Here is a 16,271-nt window from a genome sequence, read left to right on the forward strand (position 1 = left end):
GGATTGTGGGAACGTTCCCAGCCATCGGTCAATCTGCACTGCAACATAACCTGGCCACCATCCGGCCATACCCCGGCATTTCTTTGGAGTTATCCTCTGAGGCACACCACAACCAACGGGAACGATTGCATTGAGCATCAGCATCAACGATGTGGCCCGTGCGGCCGGGGTTTCCAAATCGACGGTATCGCGCGCGCTGGCGGGCGGCTCGGTCAGCGAAGAAGTCCGGGCGCGGGTCGCGGCCGCCGTGCAGGCCACGGGCTACCGGCCCAATCTGATGGCGCGCCGGCTGCGCGCGCGCGACGCAGGGCCCATGGGCGTGCTGGTGGCCGACATACGCAACCCGTTTTTCACGACCCTGATCCGCGCGGTCGAGGCCGAGGCCTATCGCCAAGGCCGGCGCGTGCTGTTGTGCAATACCGACGAAGACCCGCAGCGCGAAGCCATGTACCTGCAGCTCATGCAGGAAGAGCGCATCGCGGGACTGATCTTTGCGCCCACCCAGGCCAGCCTGCACAAGCTCGAGCGCATGCAGCTGGAGTTTCCCGTCGTCCTGGTGGACCGGGCGGGCGCCCCGGCCTTCCATGACAGCGTGGTGCTGGACAACGCCCAGGCCTGCGCCACCCTGGTCAGGCATCTGGTGGAACAGGGCCGCCGCCGCATTGCAGGCGTCTTCGGCAGCACCAGCAGCACGGCGCGCGAGCGCTGCGACGGCTATCTGGCCGCCATGCGCGATGCAGGCCTGGAGCCCGACTTGCGCCAATTGCTCCCGACCAGCGATGCCGCCGAGGCCGAGGTCACGCAATGGCTGCGCCAGCCGCAGCGGCCCGACGCCTTCGTGGCCAGCAACGGCCTGCTGCTGGAAGGCTGCCTGCGCGCGATACGCGCAGCCGGCCTGCGCATACCTGCCGATGTGGCGCTCGCCGGTTTCGACAACGAGCGCTGGACAGAACTGGTGGCCCCCGCCATCACCGTCATCGAGCAGCCGATCGACGCCATGGGCCGAACGGCCTTCAGCCTGCTGATGGAGCGGCTGCATGCGCCCGAGCTACCCGTGCGCAAGGTGGTCATGCAGGGGCGCTGCATCGTGCGCGGGTCCACGCAGGCGATTCGCTGAGCGCGGCTTTCAGGGCCGCCTGCCAAGCCCCGCCCCAGGAGGGGGCACATGGACTTTCAATGTTACAAACAGTCGCAAACAACGGACTTGCACCCATAATCGCTCACAATTTTGTCCCGTTGACCTCATGAACCAGCCCCAACATCCCATCGTCCATGGCACGGAAGACGTGCTGATCAGCCTCTGCAACTCCGTCTCGCGCGTGCTCCAGGTGGCCACGCAGTGCCAGATCCAGTATTCGGGCATGGTGCAGCGCATCACCAAGACCAGCCTCAAGCCCGACATCGGCTGCTTTGTCCTGGTGGACGGCGGCTTTTCGGGCCTGGTGATCATCAACTTCTCGGCCGCCGCCGCCATGGAGCTGTACCGCAGCTACATGCTGAGCATGGGCATGGGTGAAGAGGACCTTGCCAGCTCCTACACCTCCGACGATGTCAGCAACGTCATGGGCGAGCTGATGAACCAGGTGGTGGGCGACTTCACCAGCAAGGTCCAGCGCGAGCTTCAGACCTACATCACGCAAAGCCAGCCCAAGATGATCCGCCTGAACAAGCAGGTCAACCTCAGCGTGGATGCCAACCTCGACTCTCCCGAGGCGCGCCGCGTGACCTTCTACACGGGCAACAACAACATCTTCTATCTCGAGCTGGCCATGGACCGCACGGAGTTCATCAAGGTGGTGGATTTCGAACCGCAGGAGCGCCCCGACCCGGACGCCCTCATGGCGCAGGCCAACGCCAGCGCCCCCGCCGCAGCGCCTGAACCGGCCGGCAGCACGGACACCGACGAACTGCTCAAGTCCCTGGGCATGTAGGCCCCGCCTCCCCTGCGGGGGCCAAAACCCTGACGCCTGCGGATGTATCAGGCGGCTCCGGGAAACGATATCGTTGACATGCAGATAATTGGAATGCCAACTATTTGAATGCCACGATGTCTTCCCTTCCCGACCAGTCCCCGCCCGCGCAAGCCGATGCCGCCAGCGTGCAGCGGCATTTCATGTTCACGCTGGGCCAAGTCAACAAGCAATGGCGCCGCACGCTGGACAGGCTGCTGGCGCCCATGGGCCTGACCCAGGCGCTGTGGATGCCGCTGATGCATCTGGCGCGTTCGCCTGAAGCCATGCGCCAGAAGGATCTGGCCCATTCCCTGGCGCTGGACAGCTCCTCGGTCGTGCGCCTGGTGGACGGCCTGGCCGCCCAGGGCTGGATAGAGCGCGTGGACGACAGCGACCGCCGCGTCAGGAAAATCCAGCTCACGCCAGCCGGCCATGCCCAGGTCGAAGCCGTGCAGGGCCTGCTGCAGCAGGCCCGCGCCCAGGTGCTGGGCGCCGTGCCGCCCGAGGAACTGGATGCGGCCTACGCCACGCTGCAGCGCCTGCTGGAGGCCATGGCCGCCGAGCCCGCCTGCGACACGGACCTGCCCGACGAGCAGGCTGCCTGAGATGGCGGCCGAGCACTCTTCGCTGCCACCCGCCCAGGACCATGCAGCGGCCAGCCGCAAGGCGCCGCTGTGGCTGCTGGTGGTCGTGACCATCGTCGGCACGCTGGCCATGCACATGTTCCTGCCCGCCCTGCCCGATGCGGCACGCCAGCTCCAGGCCGGCGCCAGCCAGATGCAGCTGACCATCACGGTCTACATCCTGGGCCTGGGCGTGGGCCAGCTGATCTATGGCCCGCTGTCGGACAGCCTGGGGCGCCGCCCCATGCTGCTGGCCGGACTCATCCTCTATGCGCTGGCCAGCCTGGCGGCCTTTCTCGCCCCGTCCGCCCCCTGGCTGATCGGCGCGCGGCTGCTCCAGGCGCTGGGCGGCTGCGCGGGCCTGGCCCTGGGCCGCGCCATTGCGCGCGATTCGAGCACGCCCGAGAACGCCGTGGGCAGCCTGGCGCTGCTCAACCTGATGATGATGATCGGCCCCGGCATCGCGCCGGCCATCGGCTCGGCCATCGACGACGCCCTGGGCTGGCGCGCCATCTTCGGCACGCTGGCCGTGGTCGGCGGCGTGACGGCCTTCGCCATCTGGAAGCTGCTGCCCGAAACCGGCCAGCCCACGGGCCGACTGCACCTGGGCACCATCCGCGACGACTACCGCAGCCTGCTGCGCTCGCCGGCCTTCGTGGGCTTTGCCGTGGGCGGCGGCTGCGCCACCACGTCCATCTATGCCTTCCTGGCGGCGGCGCCCTTCGTCTTCATCGAGCAGCTGCATTCCACCAAGCATGAGGTGGCCATCTACCTGGGCCTGCTCATGGGCGGCATGGCCGTGGGCAATGCGCTGGCCCGCCAGCTGATACGCCACTGGCCCCTGGAGCGGCTGATGCTCAACGGCAATCTGCTGAGCCTGGCCAGCGCGGCCATGCTGCTGTTGCTGGCCCTGTTCAACCAGCTCACGCCGGCCATCGTGGTGGGGCTGATGGTGCTGTTCGCGCTGGGTTCGGGCCTGACCAGCCCTGCGGCGCTGGCCAGCGCGCTGAGCGTGCATCCGCGCCTCACGGGCTCAGCCGCCGGTGTCTACGGCAGCACGCAAATGGCCGTGGGCGGCCTGTGCACCTTGGGCGCCAGCCTGGGCAGCAACCCCGCGCTGTCGGCCGCGCTGGCCCTGGTCGTGGCGTGCGTGGTGGGGCAGTTGGGCTTTCGCAGCGCGCTGCGCCACGCGCAGCGTGCGCCCGGCTGAGCACCATGGTCCCCGAGGCGACGGCCCGGCCGCGCGGAGCGCAGGCGGGGCCAGGGCCTCGATTACATTGGCGCAGCCGTGGGCCCTTGCCACGGACCACAGGAGACAAAAAACATGCGCCAACTTTCCTTTTCCATCGTCCTGCGCCAGGCCGCCTCCGGCACGCTGGCGGCCGCCGCGCTGCTGGCCGGCCCGGCCGCCCAGGCCGGCTCCATCGAGGCCGCCGAGTTCAAGAGCGCCACGCTGCAGCGCAGCTGGACCTACAACGTCTACCTGCCCACGGGCTACGACGCCCAGTCCAGGCTGCGCTATCCCGTCATGTACCTGCTGCACGGCAACGACGGCCAGCGCAACGACTGGCCCGTCAAGGGCAACCTGCTGCGCACGGTGGACCAGCTGATCCAGAACGGGGAGATCCCGCCCGCCATCATCGTCATGCCCGACGCGGGAACGACCTGGTACGTGGACCTCAAGGAGCCCATGGAGACGGCCTTCTTCCAGGACCTCGTCCCCCATGTCGAGAAGAAGTACCGCACCCTCACCAGCCGCGATGGCCGCGTCATCGGCGGCCTGTCCATGGGCGGCTACGGCGCGCTGCGCTACGTGCTCAAGTACCCCGAGAAATTCCAGGCCGCCGCCCTGCTGAGCCCCGCCATCTACAACCCCGAGCCGCCCGCCGATTCCTCGGCACGCTCGGTCAAGGTCTTTGCCGAACCCCACACGGGCGGCCAGTACAGCACCACGGTCTGGAAGAGCTACAACTACCCCGTGCTGTGGGACAGCTTTCTCGCCCGCAAGATCAGCGTGCCCATGTACATCAACTCGGGCGACGACGATGAATTCATGATCGAGTCCGACGCCGCCCAGCTCTACGCCCAGCTGCGCAGGAACAAGCAGCCTGCCGAGCTGCGCATCGTCAACGGCAAGCATGAATGGCCGGTCTGGGAAAGCACCATCGGCGACGCGCTCAAGTATGTGTTCCGCACCGTGCGCCGCCCGCAGGCGGACAACTGAGCCAGGCCATGAAGCAAAAAAAGGGGAGCCGGCCGGCTCCCCTTTTTGATTGCATCAGCAGGTCTTACAGATTGCCGACCATCTTGGCAGGGATCACCCAGGCGTCGAACTGTTCACCGGTCAGGTGGCCCGATGCCACGGCCGCTTCGCGCAGGCTGGAGCCTTCCTTGTGCGCCTTCTTGGCGATGTAGGCCGCCTTGTCGTAGCCGATGTGCGGGTTCAGCGCCGTCACCAGCATCAGCGAGCGCTGCACCAGCTCGGTGATGCGCTCGCGGTTGGGCTCGATGCCCACGGCGCAGTGGTCGTTGAAGCTCTTCATGCCATCGGCCAGCAGGCGCACGCTCTGCAGGAAGTTGTGCGAGACCATGGGGCGGAACACGTTCAGCTCGAAGTTGCCCGAGGCGCCGCCGAAGTTGATGGCCACGTCGTTGCCGAAGACCTGGGCCGCCAGCATGGTCACGGCTTCGCTCTGAGTGGGGTTGACCTTGCCGGGCATGATGGACGAGCCGGGCTCGTTCTCGGGGATGGAGATCTCGCCCAGGCCGCTGCGCGGGCCGGAGGCCAGCCAGCGCACGTCGTTGGCGATCTTCATCATGCTGGCGGCCAGCGTCTTGAGCGCGCCGTGGGCGTGGACCAGGCCGTCGCACGAGGCCAGGGCCTCGAACTTGCTGGGCGCCGTCACGAACGGGTAGCCGGTGAGCTGGGACAGCTCGGCCGCCACGCCCTCGGCATAGCCCTTGGGTGCATTCAGGCCCGTGCCCACGGCCGTGCCGCCCAGCGCCAGCTCGTACAGGTGCGGCAGCGCGGCGCGCACATGCTTTTCGCCATGGGCCAGCTGGGCCACCCAGCCCGAGATTTCCTGGCCCAGCGTCAGCGGCGTGGCGTCCTGCAGATGGGTGCGGCCGATCTTGACGATGTCGGCATAGGCCTCGCTCTTGGCCTGCAGCGTGTTGCGCAGCAGGGCAATGGCGGGCAGCAGCTTTTGCTCGATGGCCGTGACGGCAGCCACGTGCATGGCGGTCGGGAATACGTCGTTGCTCGACTGGCTCTTGTTCACGTCGTCATTGGGGTGGACCAGGCGCGATTCGCCCCGCTCGCCACCGAGGATTTCGCTGGCGCGGTTGGCCAGCACCTCGTTGACGTTCATGTTGGTCTGCGTGCCCGAGCCCGTCTGCCAGACCACCAGCGGGAACTCGTCCGGGTGCTTGCCGGCGATCACCTCGTCGGCGGCGGCCAGGATGGCCCGGGTCTTCTTCTCGTCGAGCAGGCCCAGCTTGTGGTTGACGGTGGCCGAGGCCTTCTTGACCTGGGCCAGCGCGTGGATGATCTCGCGCGGCTGCTGCTCGCCGCTGATGTCGAAGTTCTGCAGCGAACGCTGCGTCTGCGCGCCCCAAAGCTTGTCTGCGGGGACGGCTATGGGTCCGAAAGTGTCTTTTTCCTGGCGGGTCGCGGTCATTGGTGTGGACTCCTTGGTGAAAACAACGCGGCGCAGTTGGCTGGAGGCAGGTCGGCGGGCCGCGCGCTGCGTGGCTCGGGGATGTCTGGCTGGCGGGGCCGCAATGGCAAAAACCCGCCCATGGTAACTCCGCAAATGGGAACCTCTCGCATCCATCCCCCACTGAGGTGTCGCCGAGGCGGGCTTGTCCAGGCAAACCCCTCGACTCTTGTACAAGACTGCACCCCTTGCGTGCACTTTCCGCCGCGCAGCGCCGATAATCGCCCCCGGGATTCCCCTCCCCTGTTCCCCCGATCAAAAAGACACCCCACCGATGACCACCACGATCCGCCAGCAGGACCTGATCGATTCGATCGCAGGCGCCCTGCAGTACATCAGCTACTACCACCCCGCCGACTACATCGCCCACCTGGCCCGCGCCTACGAGCGCGAGCAGAGCCCGGCGGCCAAGGACGCGATGGCCCAGATCCTGACCAACTCCAAGATGTCGGCCACCGGCCACCGCCCGATCTGCCAGGACACCGGCATCGTCAACGTGTTCCTGAAGGTGGGCATGGACGTGCGCTGGGAAGGCTTCACGGGCGGCCTGGAAGACGCCATCAACGAAGGCGTGCGCCGCGGCTACAACCACCCCGACAACACGCTGCGTGCCTCGGTCGTGGCCGATCCGCTGTTCGCGCGCAAGAACACCAAGGACAACACGCCTGCCGTCATCAACGTGCAGATCGTGCCCGGCGACAAGCTGGACGTGACCGTGGCCGCCAAGGGCGGCGGCTCGGAGAACAAGTCCAAGATGATCATGATGAACCCCAGCGACAACCTGGTGGACTGGGTTCTCAAGACCGTTCCGACCATGGGCGCGGGCTGGTGCCCGCCGGGCATGCTGGGCATCGGCATCGGCGGCACCGCCGAGAAGGCCGTGCTGCTGGCCAAGGAAAGCCTGATGGAAGACCTGGACATGTACGAGCTGCAGGCCAAGGCCGCGCGCGGCGAGAAGCTCGACCAGGTCGAGGAACTGCGCCTGGAGCTGTACGAGAAGGTCAACGCCCTGGGCATCGGCGCACAGGGCCTGGGCGGCTTGGCCACCGTGCTGGACATCAAGATCAAGATGTACCCCACGCATGCGGCCTCCAAGCCCGTGGCCATGATCCCCAACTGCGCGGCCACGCGCCACGCGCACTTCGTGATGGACGGCTCCGGCGCGGTCTACATGGACGCCCCCTCGCTGGACCTGTGGCCCAAGATCGACTGGGAGCCCGACTACAACAAGTCGCGCCGCGTGGACCTCAACGCCCTGACCAAGGAAGAAGTGGCCAGCTGGAAGCCCGGCGACACACTGCTGCTCAACGGCAAGATGCTCACGGGCCGCGATGCCGCCCACAAGCGCATCCAGGACATGCTGGCCAAGGGCGAGAAGCTGCCCGTGGACTTCACCAACCGCGTGATCTACTACGTCGGCCCCGTGGACCCGGTCAAGGACGAAGCCGTGGGCCCCGCAGGCCCGACCACGGCCACCCGCATGGACAAGTTCACCGACATGATGCTGGAGCAGACTGGCCTGATCGCCATGATCGGCAAGGCCGAGCGCGGCCCGGTGGCCATCGAGTCCATCAAGAACCACAAGTCGGCCTACCTGATGGCCGTGGGCGGCGCCGCCTACCTGGTGTCCAAGGCCATCAAGAACGCCAAGGTCGTGGGCTTCGAGGACCTGGGCATGGAAGCCATCTACGAATTCGACGTGGTGGACATGCCCGTGACCGTGGCCGTGGATGCCGGCGGCACCAGCGCCCACATCACCGGCCCTGCCGAATGGCAAAAGCGCATCGCATCCGGCGAGTTCAAGACCATTGAGATTGCCTCGGCCTGACGCCGGCACCAAGCGCAAAGAGGCCGCCTTCGGGCGGTCTTTTCATTGGCGCGGGCATTTGTGACAGACTGCCCGCTGCCTGCAACACTGCCCATTCAACATGACCATCGCGCTCGTCCTCATCGCCCTGCTGGCCGTGACCAGCCTGGCCTGGCGCCTGTCCTCCCGCCGCCATGTCCTGCCCTGCCCGTCCTGGCTGCGCTGGATGGTCGAGCTTGACAACCCCTTCGCGGCCAGCAACAAGGCCGCCTTCATCGTCGGGCAACTGCAGATCCAGCCAGGCATGAAAGTGCTGGACGCGGGCTGCGGCCCAGGCCGCGTCACCCTGCCGTTGGCACGTGCCGTCGGTGCGCAGGGACAGGTGCTGGCCGTGGACCTGCAGCCGGCCATGCTCGAACAGGTGGCGGCCAAGGCGCGCGCGCAGAGGCTGGAGAATGTGCGCACCCAGGCGGCGGCGCTGGGCCAGGGGCAGCTGGCAGCCGAGCAGCACGACCGCGCCGTGATGGCCGCCGTGCTGGGAGAGATCCCGGACCGCCAGGCCGCGCTGGCCGACGTGTTCCAGAGCCTGCGCCCCGGCGGCCTGCTGGCCGTGGCCGAGCTGGTCTTCGACCCGCATTTCCAGCGCCGCACCAGCGTGGAAAAGCTGGCAGGCAAGGCAGGCTTCATCCCCCACTCCTTCCACGGCCATGCGGCCGCCTATCTGCTGGTGCTGCAGCGCCCTCTCCAACCATGACCACCACACATTCTCCTGTAGCGACCCTGCGGACACCGCGCCTGATACTGCGCCAGTGGCAGGCCGGCGACCGGCAGCCCTTTGCCGCGCTGAATGCCGACCCACAGGTCATGGAGCACTTTCCGGCACTGCTCAGCCGTGAACAAAGCGATGCCATGGCAGACAGGATCCAGGCACTGATCGAGGAACGCGGCTGGGGCTTCTGGGCGGCAGAGCACCTTGCCAGTGGCGAGTTCATGGGCTTCGTCGGGCTGCACACTCCCGCCGCGTCTTTGCCGTTCTCGCCCTGCGTGGAAATCGGCTGGCGGCTCGCCCGGCCTTTCTGGGGCCAGGGCCTGGCCAGCGAAGGCGCGCGGGCGGCGCTGGCGCACGGCTTCGGCGCGTTGCATCTGGAGTCCATCGTCTCGTTCACCGCGCTGTCCAACCTGCGTTCGCAGGCCGTGATGCAGCGCCTGGGCATGGAGCGCGACGCCCATGACTTCGACCATCCGGAGGTGCCGGTAGGCCATGCGCTGCGCAGGCATTGCCTGTACCGCCTGACACATGCCCAATGGCTGCAGCAGCAAGCCATGGCCCGAGCATGAACGCGCCCGAGCGGGCATACTGGGCGCCGCCTCCAAAAGCCTTTATCCGCATCTCCACATGACCTCCCCGGCCTCTCCCATCGGCGTCTTCGACAGCGGCATCGGCGGCCTCAGCGTGCTGCAGGCGCTGCGCCATGAGCTGCCGCATGAGCGCTTCATCTACCTGGCCGACAGCGGCTATGCTCCGTATGGCGATGCACGCGGCGACGCCTTCGTGCAGCAGCGCACGCGCACCATTGCGCGCCACCTGTGCGAGCAGCACCAGATCAAGGTACTGGTGATCGCCTGCAATACGGCCACGGCCGCTGCCGTGGACATGCTGCGCGCTGAAATGCCCGAACTGCCCCTGATCGGCGTGGAGCCCGCCATCAAGCCCGCTTCGCTGTCGAGCCAGACCGGCCATGTGGGCGTGATGGCCACTCGCGGCACGGTGAGCAGCGCACGCTTTGCGCGCCTGGTGGCCGACCATGGCCAGCGCGTGCAATTTCATGTCCAGCCCTGCGACGGACTGGCCAAGGCCATCGAGGAAAGCACGGAGCAACCCGTTCCCGCCGACCCCATGGCCACCGAGGTCGCGCAACTGTGCGCCAAGTACGTGAATGCCCTGGGCAGCTTCGGACAAAAGACGGGTGAGATGGATTCCCTGGTGCTGGGCTGCACCCACTACATATTCGCCCGCGAGCAGTTGCGCACGCTGCTGGGGCCGGACATCCAGTTCATCGACACCGGTGCCCCGGTGGCACGCCAGACGCGGCGCGTACTGGAACGACTGGGCACCCTGGCCAGCGAATCAGGCCCCTTGCCCGCGGCAGAGGGCCAGGTCCAGCTGATGACCACGGGATCGCTGCAGGCCCTGCAGGCTGCGGCATCGCGCTGGCTGGATCTGCCCGCGCAATGCTGCTCGTCCGTTCAGGTCGGCGAATCCAGCGCCATCCCCACGGCCGCTTGAATCACGGCTGCGCCTGCCACAGGCGCCGGCCCGAGTGGTCCATCCAGCTCAGGTACAGCCGCAGCTCGAACTCCAGCTGGTGGTAGTCGGGCTCCATGTGGGTGCACAGCTGGTAGAAGGCCTTGTCGTGGTCGGGCTCGCGCAGATGGGCCAGCTCGTGGACGACGATCATGCGCAAAAAAGCCTCGGGCGCTTGCTTGAACAGTGCGCCGATGCGGATCTCATGCCGGGCATTGAGGCGGCTTCCCTGCACCACGGTGCGGCGCGTGTGCAGCCCCAGGGCGTTGTGGACCACATGGATGCGGCCGTCGTAGGCCACCTTGTTCAGCGTGCCGGCGTTGCGCAGGTGCCGGCCCTTGAGGGCATCCACGTAGTCATAGAGGCTCTTGTCCGTGCGCACGGCATGGGCCTCGGGATGCTTGCGCAGCAGCCAGGCCTCGGCCTTGTCATCGGCCAGCCAGCCACGCACCTGTGACTGCAGCGCGGCCGGGTAGGCGGACAGGTAGGGAAGCGGCAGTGCACCGCCAGCCACCTCGCGCCGCTGCTCGCGCTGGCGGCGCACGGTCTCGGTGACTGCTCCGGAATACTTGGGCGTGCTGGCCTGTGCCGCCATGGCTGTACGCTGCGCGGGGCAGCGCCTTGCGCTCAATGCAGGTGGCGGGGCCGGCGGTTGCCGCCGTGGCCCGAACCCGATCCGCCCATGCCGCGCGGCGGCTTGCCGATCTCCAGCGAGCTGACCAGGGCGTCGAAGCGCTGGGAGAACAGCTTGTCGATCTCCTGCACCACGCCACCCAGCTCGGAGCCGTCGAAATGGCGCTCCATCAGGTTGACCACGTCCTGCACCAGCAGGTCGCGCTGCACTTGCATGATGGCCGCGGGCGTCGGGCCCACGAAGAGCATGACGAAGTCGTCGCGCGACTCGGCCTCTTCGGACTCCTCTTCCTCGTCGAACTCGGTGTCGTAGAAGGTCACCTCGATGGCAGCACCCTGCTCGGCCAGCTCGTTGATGCCCATGCACATGTCGTCCAGCGACTGGCGGAAGTCCTCATCGCCGCGCACCGTCCAGCACACCTGGAGCAGGCGCTCCTTGGTATCGAACTGGATGCCAGGCTCTTCTTCATAGACGCTGCCAGCGCCATCGGCCAGGGAGCGGGCACCCGCATACTTCCACAGCGGGCCCAGCGCTTCCTGCAACTGCTCGTAGGTCGTGTCGGGGCGCAGCAGCACCTGGCCGTGCACGTGGATTTCAAATGGAGCGTTGTAATTCGACATGTTCTCGTCTGGGATGAGTTTGGCCACACCTGTCACGCCGCACCATGTGCCACGATCAATGTCAACGGAACGCATGCAGGCATCGCCATCACTGTCTGCCCGAGCCGCGCCATCCAGGCAAGCAGCCCGGGGCCTGATGAAGGGATTCTCGCACGTAATGCAGCCGGCAAGGACTTGGCGGCGCATGGCCACAATGCGGTGCTGCAAGAGCACGAAGCCAGCAACATGCACTGCGCAGCGCCGCGAAACATTGCGCAACCGCAGCATTCGCCTTAACGCAAAATTGCTACAAAGATTGCAGCATCAGAACGTTGCTGCACATAGCTCATGGTGCCCCGAGCCGGGATCGAACCGGCACGCCCCTGTTCGGAAGCGGCGGATTTTAAGTCCGCAGTGTCTACCAATTTCACCATCGGGGCCCTGCGCCGCAACGTCACAGGCCAACGCAAGCTGATCCTGCCTGCGAACTGCAGCACCAACGAAAAAGGGAAGCGTTACCGCTTCCCTTTTTTCTGAATTGGAGCGGGAAACGAGTCATGCACTAGAGCGCTAAGTCTCTGTTTCCCAATCACTTTCTCCACTGTGGTGATCAGCGAAGAACTCAATTATAGCCTTGTTTTTCGCCCTCGGCAACAAAGTTCATCCAACCACTTCCACCAGCGTCCAAGGATGATCCATCCACCCGTCGTTACGCCTGATGCGTCCAGCTGCTGAGCGGGTTCGCTATCGAACTCCAACTTGCGACGATCATGACTTGCGCTCGCTCCGCAGGCAGCGCGGGGTGGTGTCGCGTGGACTACCTGGCACCTGGACGGCTGTAGGACACAACCGCCGGCATCGGAACACCGCAAGTACTCATCTTTACATCGCTGCGGCTAACTTCGCCGGAGCGCAACGCGGCGCCAGTGTAGTGGCAGCCAGCCTCAACGAAGGCGTGCAGCAATCCGGTTCATCTGCTCGATCTCCGCGCGCTGGCCATCGGAAATCGCTTGGCATAGGTTGACGAGTTCCGGATCTGAGAGCTGCGCCTCGCGGCACATGAGGATCGCTCCCGAATGGTGCGGGACCATAGACGCGATGAACTGTCGATCGCCGATTCCGGTTTGAGCACGGGTAGCGGCAAAAGAACCGAGTGTGAGAACGGCAAACAAGCCGTACAGCACGAGATTGAGCCGCCGGTTTGGAAACATGCCGGGCATTGTCGCTAGCATGAAGATGCCCATTGGCGCCCACATAGTGACCGCCATGTAGAGCATGTTGAGATTGTTTCTGAAGTCCCTGGCGCCGTCGATCATGCTGAACATTACGAAGTACATGACGACGAGGCCCAACACCATGTTCACCCAGAACTTGGCGTATGGTCGGCCGTGCTTACCCATCTGACCGGATGTGTGATGTTGATGTTCATGGGAATGTTCAGCCATCTCCGTCTCCTATGTGCTGGGGCAACCTGGCAGGGTCACTGGTACTGCGGCAGATACTTTGTCGATATATCAGCATGTGGAGCGATGCATCACTAACCGCTGATTTCCAGTCCCCAACTGGACGTAGGGGCGTCGAACGCTTCAACTCGCTGGTCTTGAACCGTCTGGATATCAGACCATACCAAATCGGTCTTGATGGGCTTTGCGCCACCTATGACGCTGGTACCGTGAGCGCCAATATCGAGCTTGCGTCCTCATCGCTCGATGGGCCGGCAACTGATCGATTCTTGCATATCAAGCAAGACAAGGCCACCTGCGGCGGACGCCAATGGCCTCCTCCGCCTTCGCTTAGGGCATCGCCTCAAGCGTCCGTCGCAGGCCATAACGACACAACAGCCCTTGGGCAAGAAAGGAGCCGGTGATGTAGCGCACCCGAAAGGAGACGAAGACATGCACAAGGACATTTCAACATCAAAGGTGTTCTATCGTCCCATCGAGGCGGCCATCCGATGGGCTGGGTTGCTGCGGTATCTCCCGATGATCCTGGCCACGATCGCGTCACCGCGTGTCCTGCCTCGGTCGCTGAACTGCCCTCGATGGAATGAGTGCCGGCTGCACTCGGAACGTATCTATGACGGCATCCTCAACGGAGAGCTGCCCTACGGCAAGAACGGGATCACGCTCAATGATCCGAACCTGCTCAATTCTCTGGATCTGACTGTTCGCCATGTCGATCTAAAACGCTGGATGCGCACCCACTATCCCGAGCACCGGCCAGGATTTCTGTTCAGCCGTGGCGAACGCATGGCGCATCCTTTCATCACCATGGAAACAGGACAGGCGATCTGTCATGGTCCAATGAAATAGGACACCTCGATAGGGGCCCATAGACCCCAGAGGAAATGACGAACATGAAAGACAAAAGAGCGCGCAGGGCGTTTGACGCAGCCTTCAAGCTACAAGTGGTCAAGATGGTCCGAGAACAGAATCTGAGCGTGGCTCAGGTCAGCAAGGATCTGGATCTGGTTGACAGCGCGGTGCGCCGCTGGCTGGCGCAGTACGACGAAGAGGCGGCCGGACGTCCGGGTATTGGCAAGCCGTTGACGGCCGAGCAGCAACGCATTCGGCAATTGGAGTCGCAGGTCAGGCAACTGCAATCGGACAATGAACTCCTAAAAAAAGCGTCGGCCTTCTTCGCCCGGGAAATGAAATGATTCAGGACCTGATGAGTGCGCAAGCACAGGCGCAGAAGGCCCCAGTAAGCCAGTGGTGCAGGGTGTTGGGCATGAGCCGCTCGGGCTGGTACGCGGCGCGCAAGCGCGCCACCACAAAGGCTGCAGTGAGCCCACTGAGCCTTCAGGCCAAAGCAGTCTTCCATGCCAGTGGGAGCAGCTACGGCAGTCGCCGCCTGAGTGCACAGCTGAAATTGCAAGGCTGGGCTGTTGGGCGCTACAAAGCACGCACTTTGATGGCCGCGCACGGACTGCGAGCACGCTGGCGGCGCAAGTTCACGCACACCACCGACAGCCGCCATGGCTTGCCTGTTGCAGACAATGTGCTGCAGCGCCAGTTCAAACCTGAAAAGCCCAACCAGACATGGGCCAGCGACATCACCTACGTTCGCACACGCAGTGGCTGGGCTGCTGCCGGTTTCGATGACACCTTGTTAAGGTGGCAGATGAAACCGGAGGTGGTTAATGGAGAGAAGAAGGACATTCAGTCGCGAGTTCAAACTCGAGGCGGTCAAACTGGTCGTTGAGCGTGGCGTGTCTGTGGCCCAGGCAGCCAAAGACTTGGACGTTCACGAGAACGTGCTGCGCAAGTGGGTGCGTGAGCTGAGGCAGGAGCCTCAGGAGGCGTTCCCTGGCAACGGCAAACAAAAGGCGCAGGATGCTGAGATAGCACGGCTGCACAAGGAAGTGGCCAAGCTCAAGATGGAGCGCGACATATTGAAAAAAGCCGCGGCCTACTTCGCGAAGGAGTCGATGTGAAGTTCGGCTTCGTGGCGAAACACCGAGGGGCCTGGCCGGTCAATCTGATGTGCGAGGCGCTCGGTGTCTCGCGAGGCGGCTTCTACGCCTGGCTCACACGACCCAGGAGCCGGCGTAGCCTCAGCGACGAGGTGCTGGGTGCGCAAGTGCATCAGAGCTTTGTACGCAGCGACCGCACCTACGGCGCACGCCGTGTGTGGCACGACGTGCTGGAGCAAGGCCAGACCTGTGGGCTGCATCGTATTGAGCGGCTCATGCGGGAGCAGGCGCTGCGTGCGAGACCGCGAAGGCGTGGACTACCCAAGGACCGTGGCGCGCGTGGTGCTGTGGCTGACAACGTGCTGGACCGTCAGTTCCAGGCAGATGGTCCGAACCAGAAATGGGTGGCCGACTTCACCTATATCTGGACGGCAGAAGGCTGGCTTTACGTAGCTGCGGTACTGGACCTGTACTCCCGTCGAATCGTGGGCTGGTCGATGCAGGAGAGCATGACCTCGCAGCTCGTGGTGGACGCGCTGATGATGGCTGTGTGGCGCCGGGGCAGGCCAGTGGCACTGCTGCACCACTCGGACCAGGGTAGCCAATACACAAGCGAGCACTTCCAGAGGCTGCTGGACGAACAGGGCATCACTTGCAGCATGAGTCGGGCTGGCGAGGTCTGGGACAACTCGGCCATGGAGAGCTTCTTCAGTTCTCTGAAGACCGAGCGCACGGCCCGTAAGGTGTACAGGACACGAGGCCAGGCCCGCTCAGATGTGTTCGATTACATCGAGTGCTTCTACAACCCGACGCGTCGGCATTCGACGCTCGGATATCTCAGTCCCGTACAGTTCGAGCAAGCTCAAGAAGCTTAGGTCGGTGTCAACGAGACCGGCAGCAGCCCAGTTGGCATCCAAGCAATGCGAGATCAGCGAACGGGCGGAAACGACCTATCTCAACATCATTGGAGGGATGTTGACGCTGATGCTGAGCCAGTCGCCTTCAGGCGTGCCCTATTCCAGCTTCAAAACGCAGGAGGCCCTTGTCTCTGCATTGGTCGCCCACTACGGCGGCACCATGGGCATCACTGAGCGCACCTTAAACGGAAAGTTCGCCAACGCTAAGAGGTACGTTCGTAGCGCAAGCGCATGAGGTTATCCAGCTTGTATGTGCAATCGCGGAGATTGCATTTGCAATGTCTTTCCGCAGCCAGGTCT

Annotated in this window: 14 protein-coding genes, 1 tRNA gene and 3 pseudogenes; 13 read left to right on the forward strand and 5 right to left on the reverse strand. The window is 64.6% G+C overall.

Annotation, left to right across the window (positions count from 1 at the left end; all coding sequences use genetic code 11):
* Window positions 1-130 precede the first annotated feature (130 nt).
* From U6958_RS23215 to U6958_RS23235, 5 genes are all read left to right on the forward strand, one after another.
* Window positions 131-1,117 carry a LacI family DNA-binding transcriptional regulator gene (locus U6958_RS23215; protein ID WP_074922966.1) on the forward strand — a complete coding sequence of 329 codons (987 nt, stop codon included), beginning with the start codon at window positions 131-133 and terminating at the stop codon, window positions 1,115-1,117.
* Between the two features lie 127 nt (window positions 1,118-1,244).
* Window positions 1,245-1,931, forward strand: a complete 687-nt coding sequence (locus tag U6958_RS23220; protein WP_016445168.1) for a DUF3334 family protein — start codon at window positions 1,245-1,247, stop codon at window positions 1,929-1,931.
* Window positions 1,932-2,047: 116 nt separating this feature from the next.
* Window positions 2,048-2,557 (forward strand): MarR family winged helix-turn-helix transcriptional regulator, encoded by a 510-nt coding sequence (locus U6958_RS23225; protein ID WP_047217614.1) that lies wholly within the window; start codon window positions 2,048-2,050, stop codon window positions 2,555-2,557.
* Window position 2,558: 1 nt separating this feature from the next.
* Window positions 2,559-3,785: a multidrug effflux MFS transporter gene (locus U6958_RS23230; protein WP_047217613.1), complete on the forward strand. Its 1,227-nt coding sequence runs from the start codon at window positions 2,559-2,561 to the stop codon at window positions 3,783-3,785.
* A 114-nt stretch (window positions 3,786-3,899) separates the two neighbouring features.
* Window positions 3,900-4,799 carry an alpha/beta hydrolase family protein gene (locus tag U6958_RS23235; RefSeq protein ID WP_016445165.1) on the forward strand — a complete coding sequence of 300 codons (900 nt, stop codon included), beginning with the start codon at window positions 3,900-3,902 and terminating at the stop codon, window positions 4,797-4,799.
* 64 nt (window positions 4,800-4,863) lie between these two features.
* Here U6958_RS23235 and fumC read toward each other — a convergent pair whose 3' ends face one another.
* A complete protein-coding gene (gene fumC, locus U6958_RS23240) occupies window positions 4,864-6,255 on the reverse strand; it encodes a class II fumarate hydratase (RefSeq protein WP_016445164.1) in 1,392 nt (463 codons plus the stop codon).
* 313 nt (window positions 6,256-6,568) lie between these two features.
* Here fumC and U6958_RS23245 point away from each other — a divergent pair, with 313 nt between their 5' ends.
* The 4 genes from U6958_RS23245 (at window position 6,569) to murI (ending at window position 10,388) form a co-directional block, all read left to right on the forward strand.
* Window positions 6,569-8,122, forward strand: a complete 1,554-nt coding sequence (locus U6958_RS23245; protein ID WP_013803260.1) for a fumarate hydratase — start codon at window positions 6,569-6,571, stop codon at window positions 8,120-8,122.
* A gap of 100 nt (window positions 8,123-8,222) precedes the next feature.
* Window positions 8,223-8,855 (forward strand): class I SAM-dependent methyltransferase, encoded by a 633-nt coding sequence (locus U6958_RS23250; RefSeq protein WP_074922965.1) that lies wholly within the window; start codon window positions 8,223-8,225, stop codon window positions 8,853-8,855.
* Window positions 8,852-9,439 (forward strand): GNAT family N-acetyltransferase, encoded by a 588-nt coding sequence (locus U6958_RS23255; RefSeq protein WP_074922964.1) that lies wholly within the window; start codon window positions 8,852-8,854, stop codon window positions 9,437-9,439. Before U6958_RS23250 ends, U6958_RS23255 begins: the two co-directional genes overlap by 4 nt.
* 58 nt (window positions 9,440-9,497) lie before the next feature.
* Window positions 9,498-10,388, forward strand: coding sequence for a glutamate racemase (gene murI / locus U6958_RS23260; protein WP_074923027.1), 891 nt, complete (start codon window positions 9,498-9,500; stop codon window positions 10,386-10,388).
* 1 nt (window position 10,389) lies between these two features.
* Here murI and U6958_RS23265 read toward each other — a convergent pair whose 3' ends face one another.
* The 4 genes from U6958_RS23265 to U6958_RS23280 all read right to left on the reverse strand — a co-directional run bounded on the left by U6958_RS23265 (window position 10,390) and on the right by U6958_RS23280 (window position 13,084).
* On the reverse strand, window positions 10,390-11,001 hold the full coding sequence (locus U6958_RS23265; protein WP_017407253.1) for a M48 family metallopeptidase: 612 nt from the start codon (window positions 10,999-11,001) through the stop codon (window positions 10,390-10,392).
* A 32-nt stretch (window positions 11,002-11,033) separates the two neighbouring features.
* Complete coding sequence (locus U6958_RS23270; protein ID WP_013803265.1) at window positions 11,034-11,660, reverse strand: DUF6806 family protein; 627 nt, start codon at window positions 11,658-11,660, stop codon at window positions 11,034-11,036.
* Between the two features lie 328 nt (window positions 11,661-11,988).
* A tRNA-Leu gene (locus tag U6958_RS23275) sits at window positions 11,989-12,079 on the reverse strand.
* A 504-nt stretch (window positions 12,080-12,583) separates the two neighbouring features.
* On the reverse strand, window positions 12,584-13,084 hold the full coding sequence (locus tag U6958_RS23280) for a DUF305 domain-containing protein (RefSeq protein ID WP_003098996.1): 501 nt from the start codon (window positions 13,082-13,084) through the stop codon (window positions 12,584-12,586).
* Between the two features lie 450 nt (window positions 13,085-13,534).
* Here U6958_RS23280 and U6958_RS23285 point away from each other — a divergent pair.
* From U6958_RS23285 to U6958_RS23300, 4 genes and pseudogenes are all read left to right on the forward strand, one after another.
* Window positions 13,535-13,930: pseudogene (locus U6958_RS23285) on the forward strand (hypothetical protein); the annotation flags it as partial.
* Between the two features lie 65 nt (window positions 13,931-13,995).
* A pseudogene (locus U6958_RS23290) lies at window positions 13,996-14,771 on the forward strand (IS3 family transposase); the annotation flags it as partial.
* A gap of 10 nt (window positions 14,772-14,781) precedes the next feature.
* Window positions 14,782-15,929 (forward strand): IS3 family transposase gene (locus U6958_RS23295; protein ID WP_089577556.1). Its coding sequence is split into 2 segments (ribosomal slippage): window positions 14,782-15,043 and window positions 15,043-15,929, totalling 1,149 coding nucleotides; the frame shifts between segments, so codons are not numbered across the junction.
* 28 nt (window positions 15,930-15,957) lie between these two features.
* Window positions 15,958-16,206 (forward strand): annotated as a pseudogene (locus tag U6958_RS23300) (hypothetical protein); the annotation flags it as partial.
* Window positions 16,207-16,271 lie beyond the last annotated feature (65 nt).

It is taken from the genome of Delftia lacustris, from assembly GCF_040267515.1.
Classification (GTDB): Bacteria; Pseudomonadota; Gammaproteobacteria; order Burkholderiales; family Burkholderiaceae_C; genus Comamonas; species Comamonas tsuruhatensis.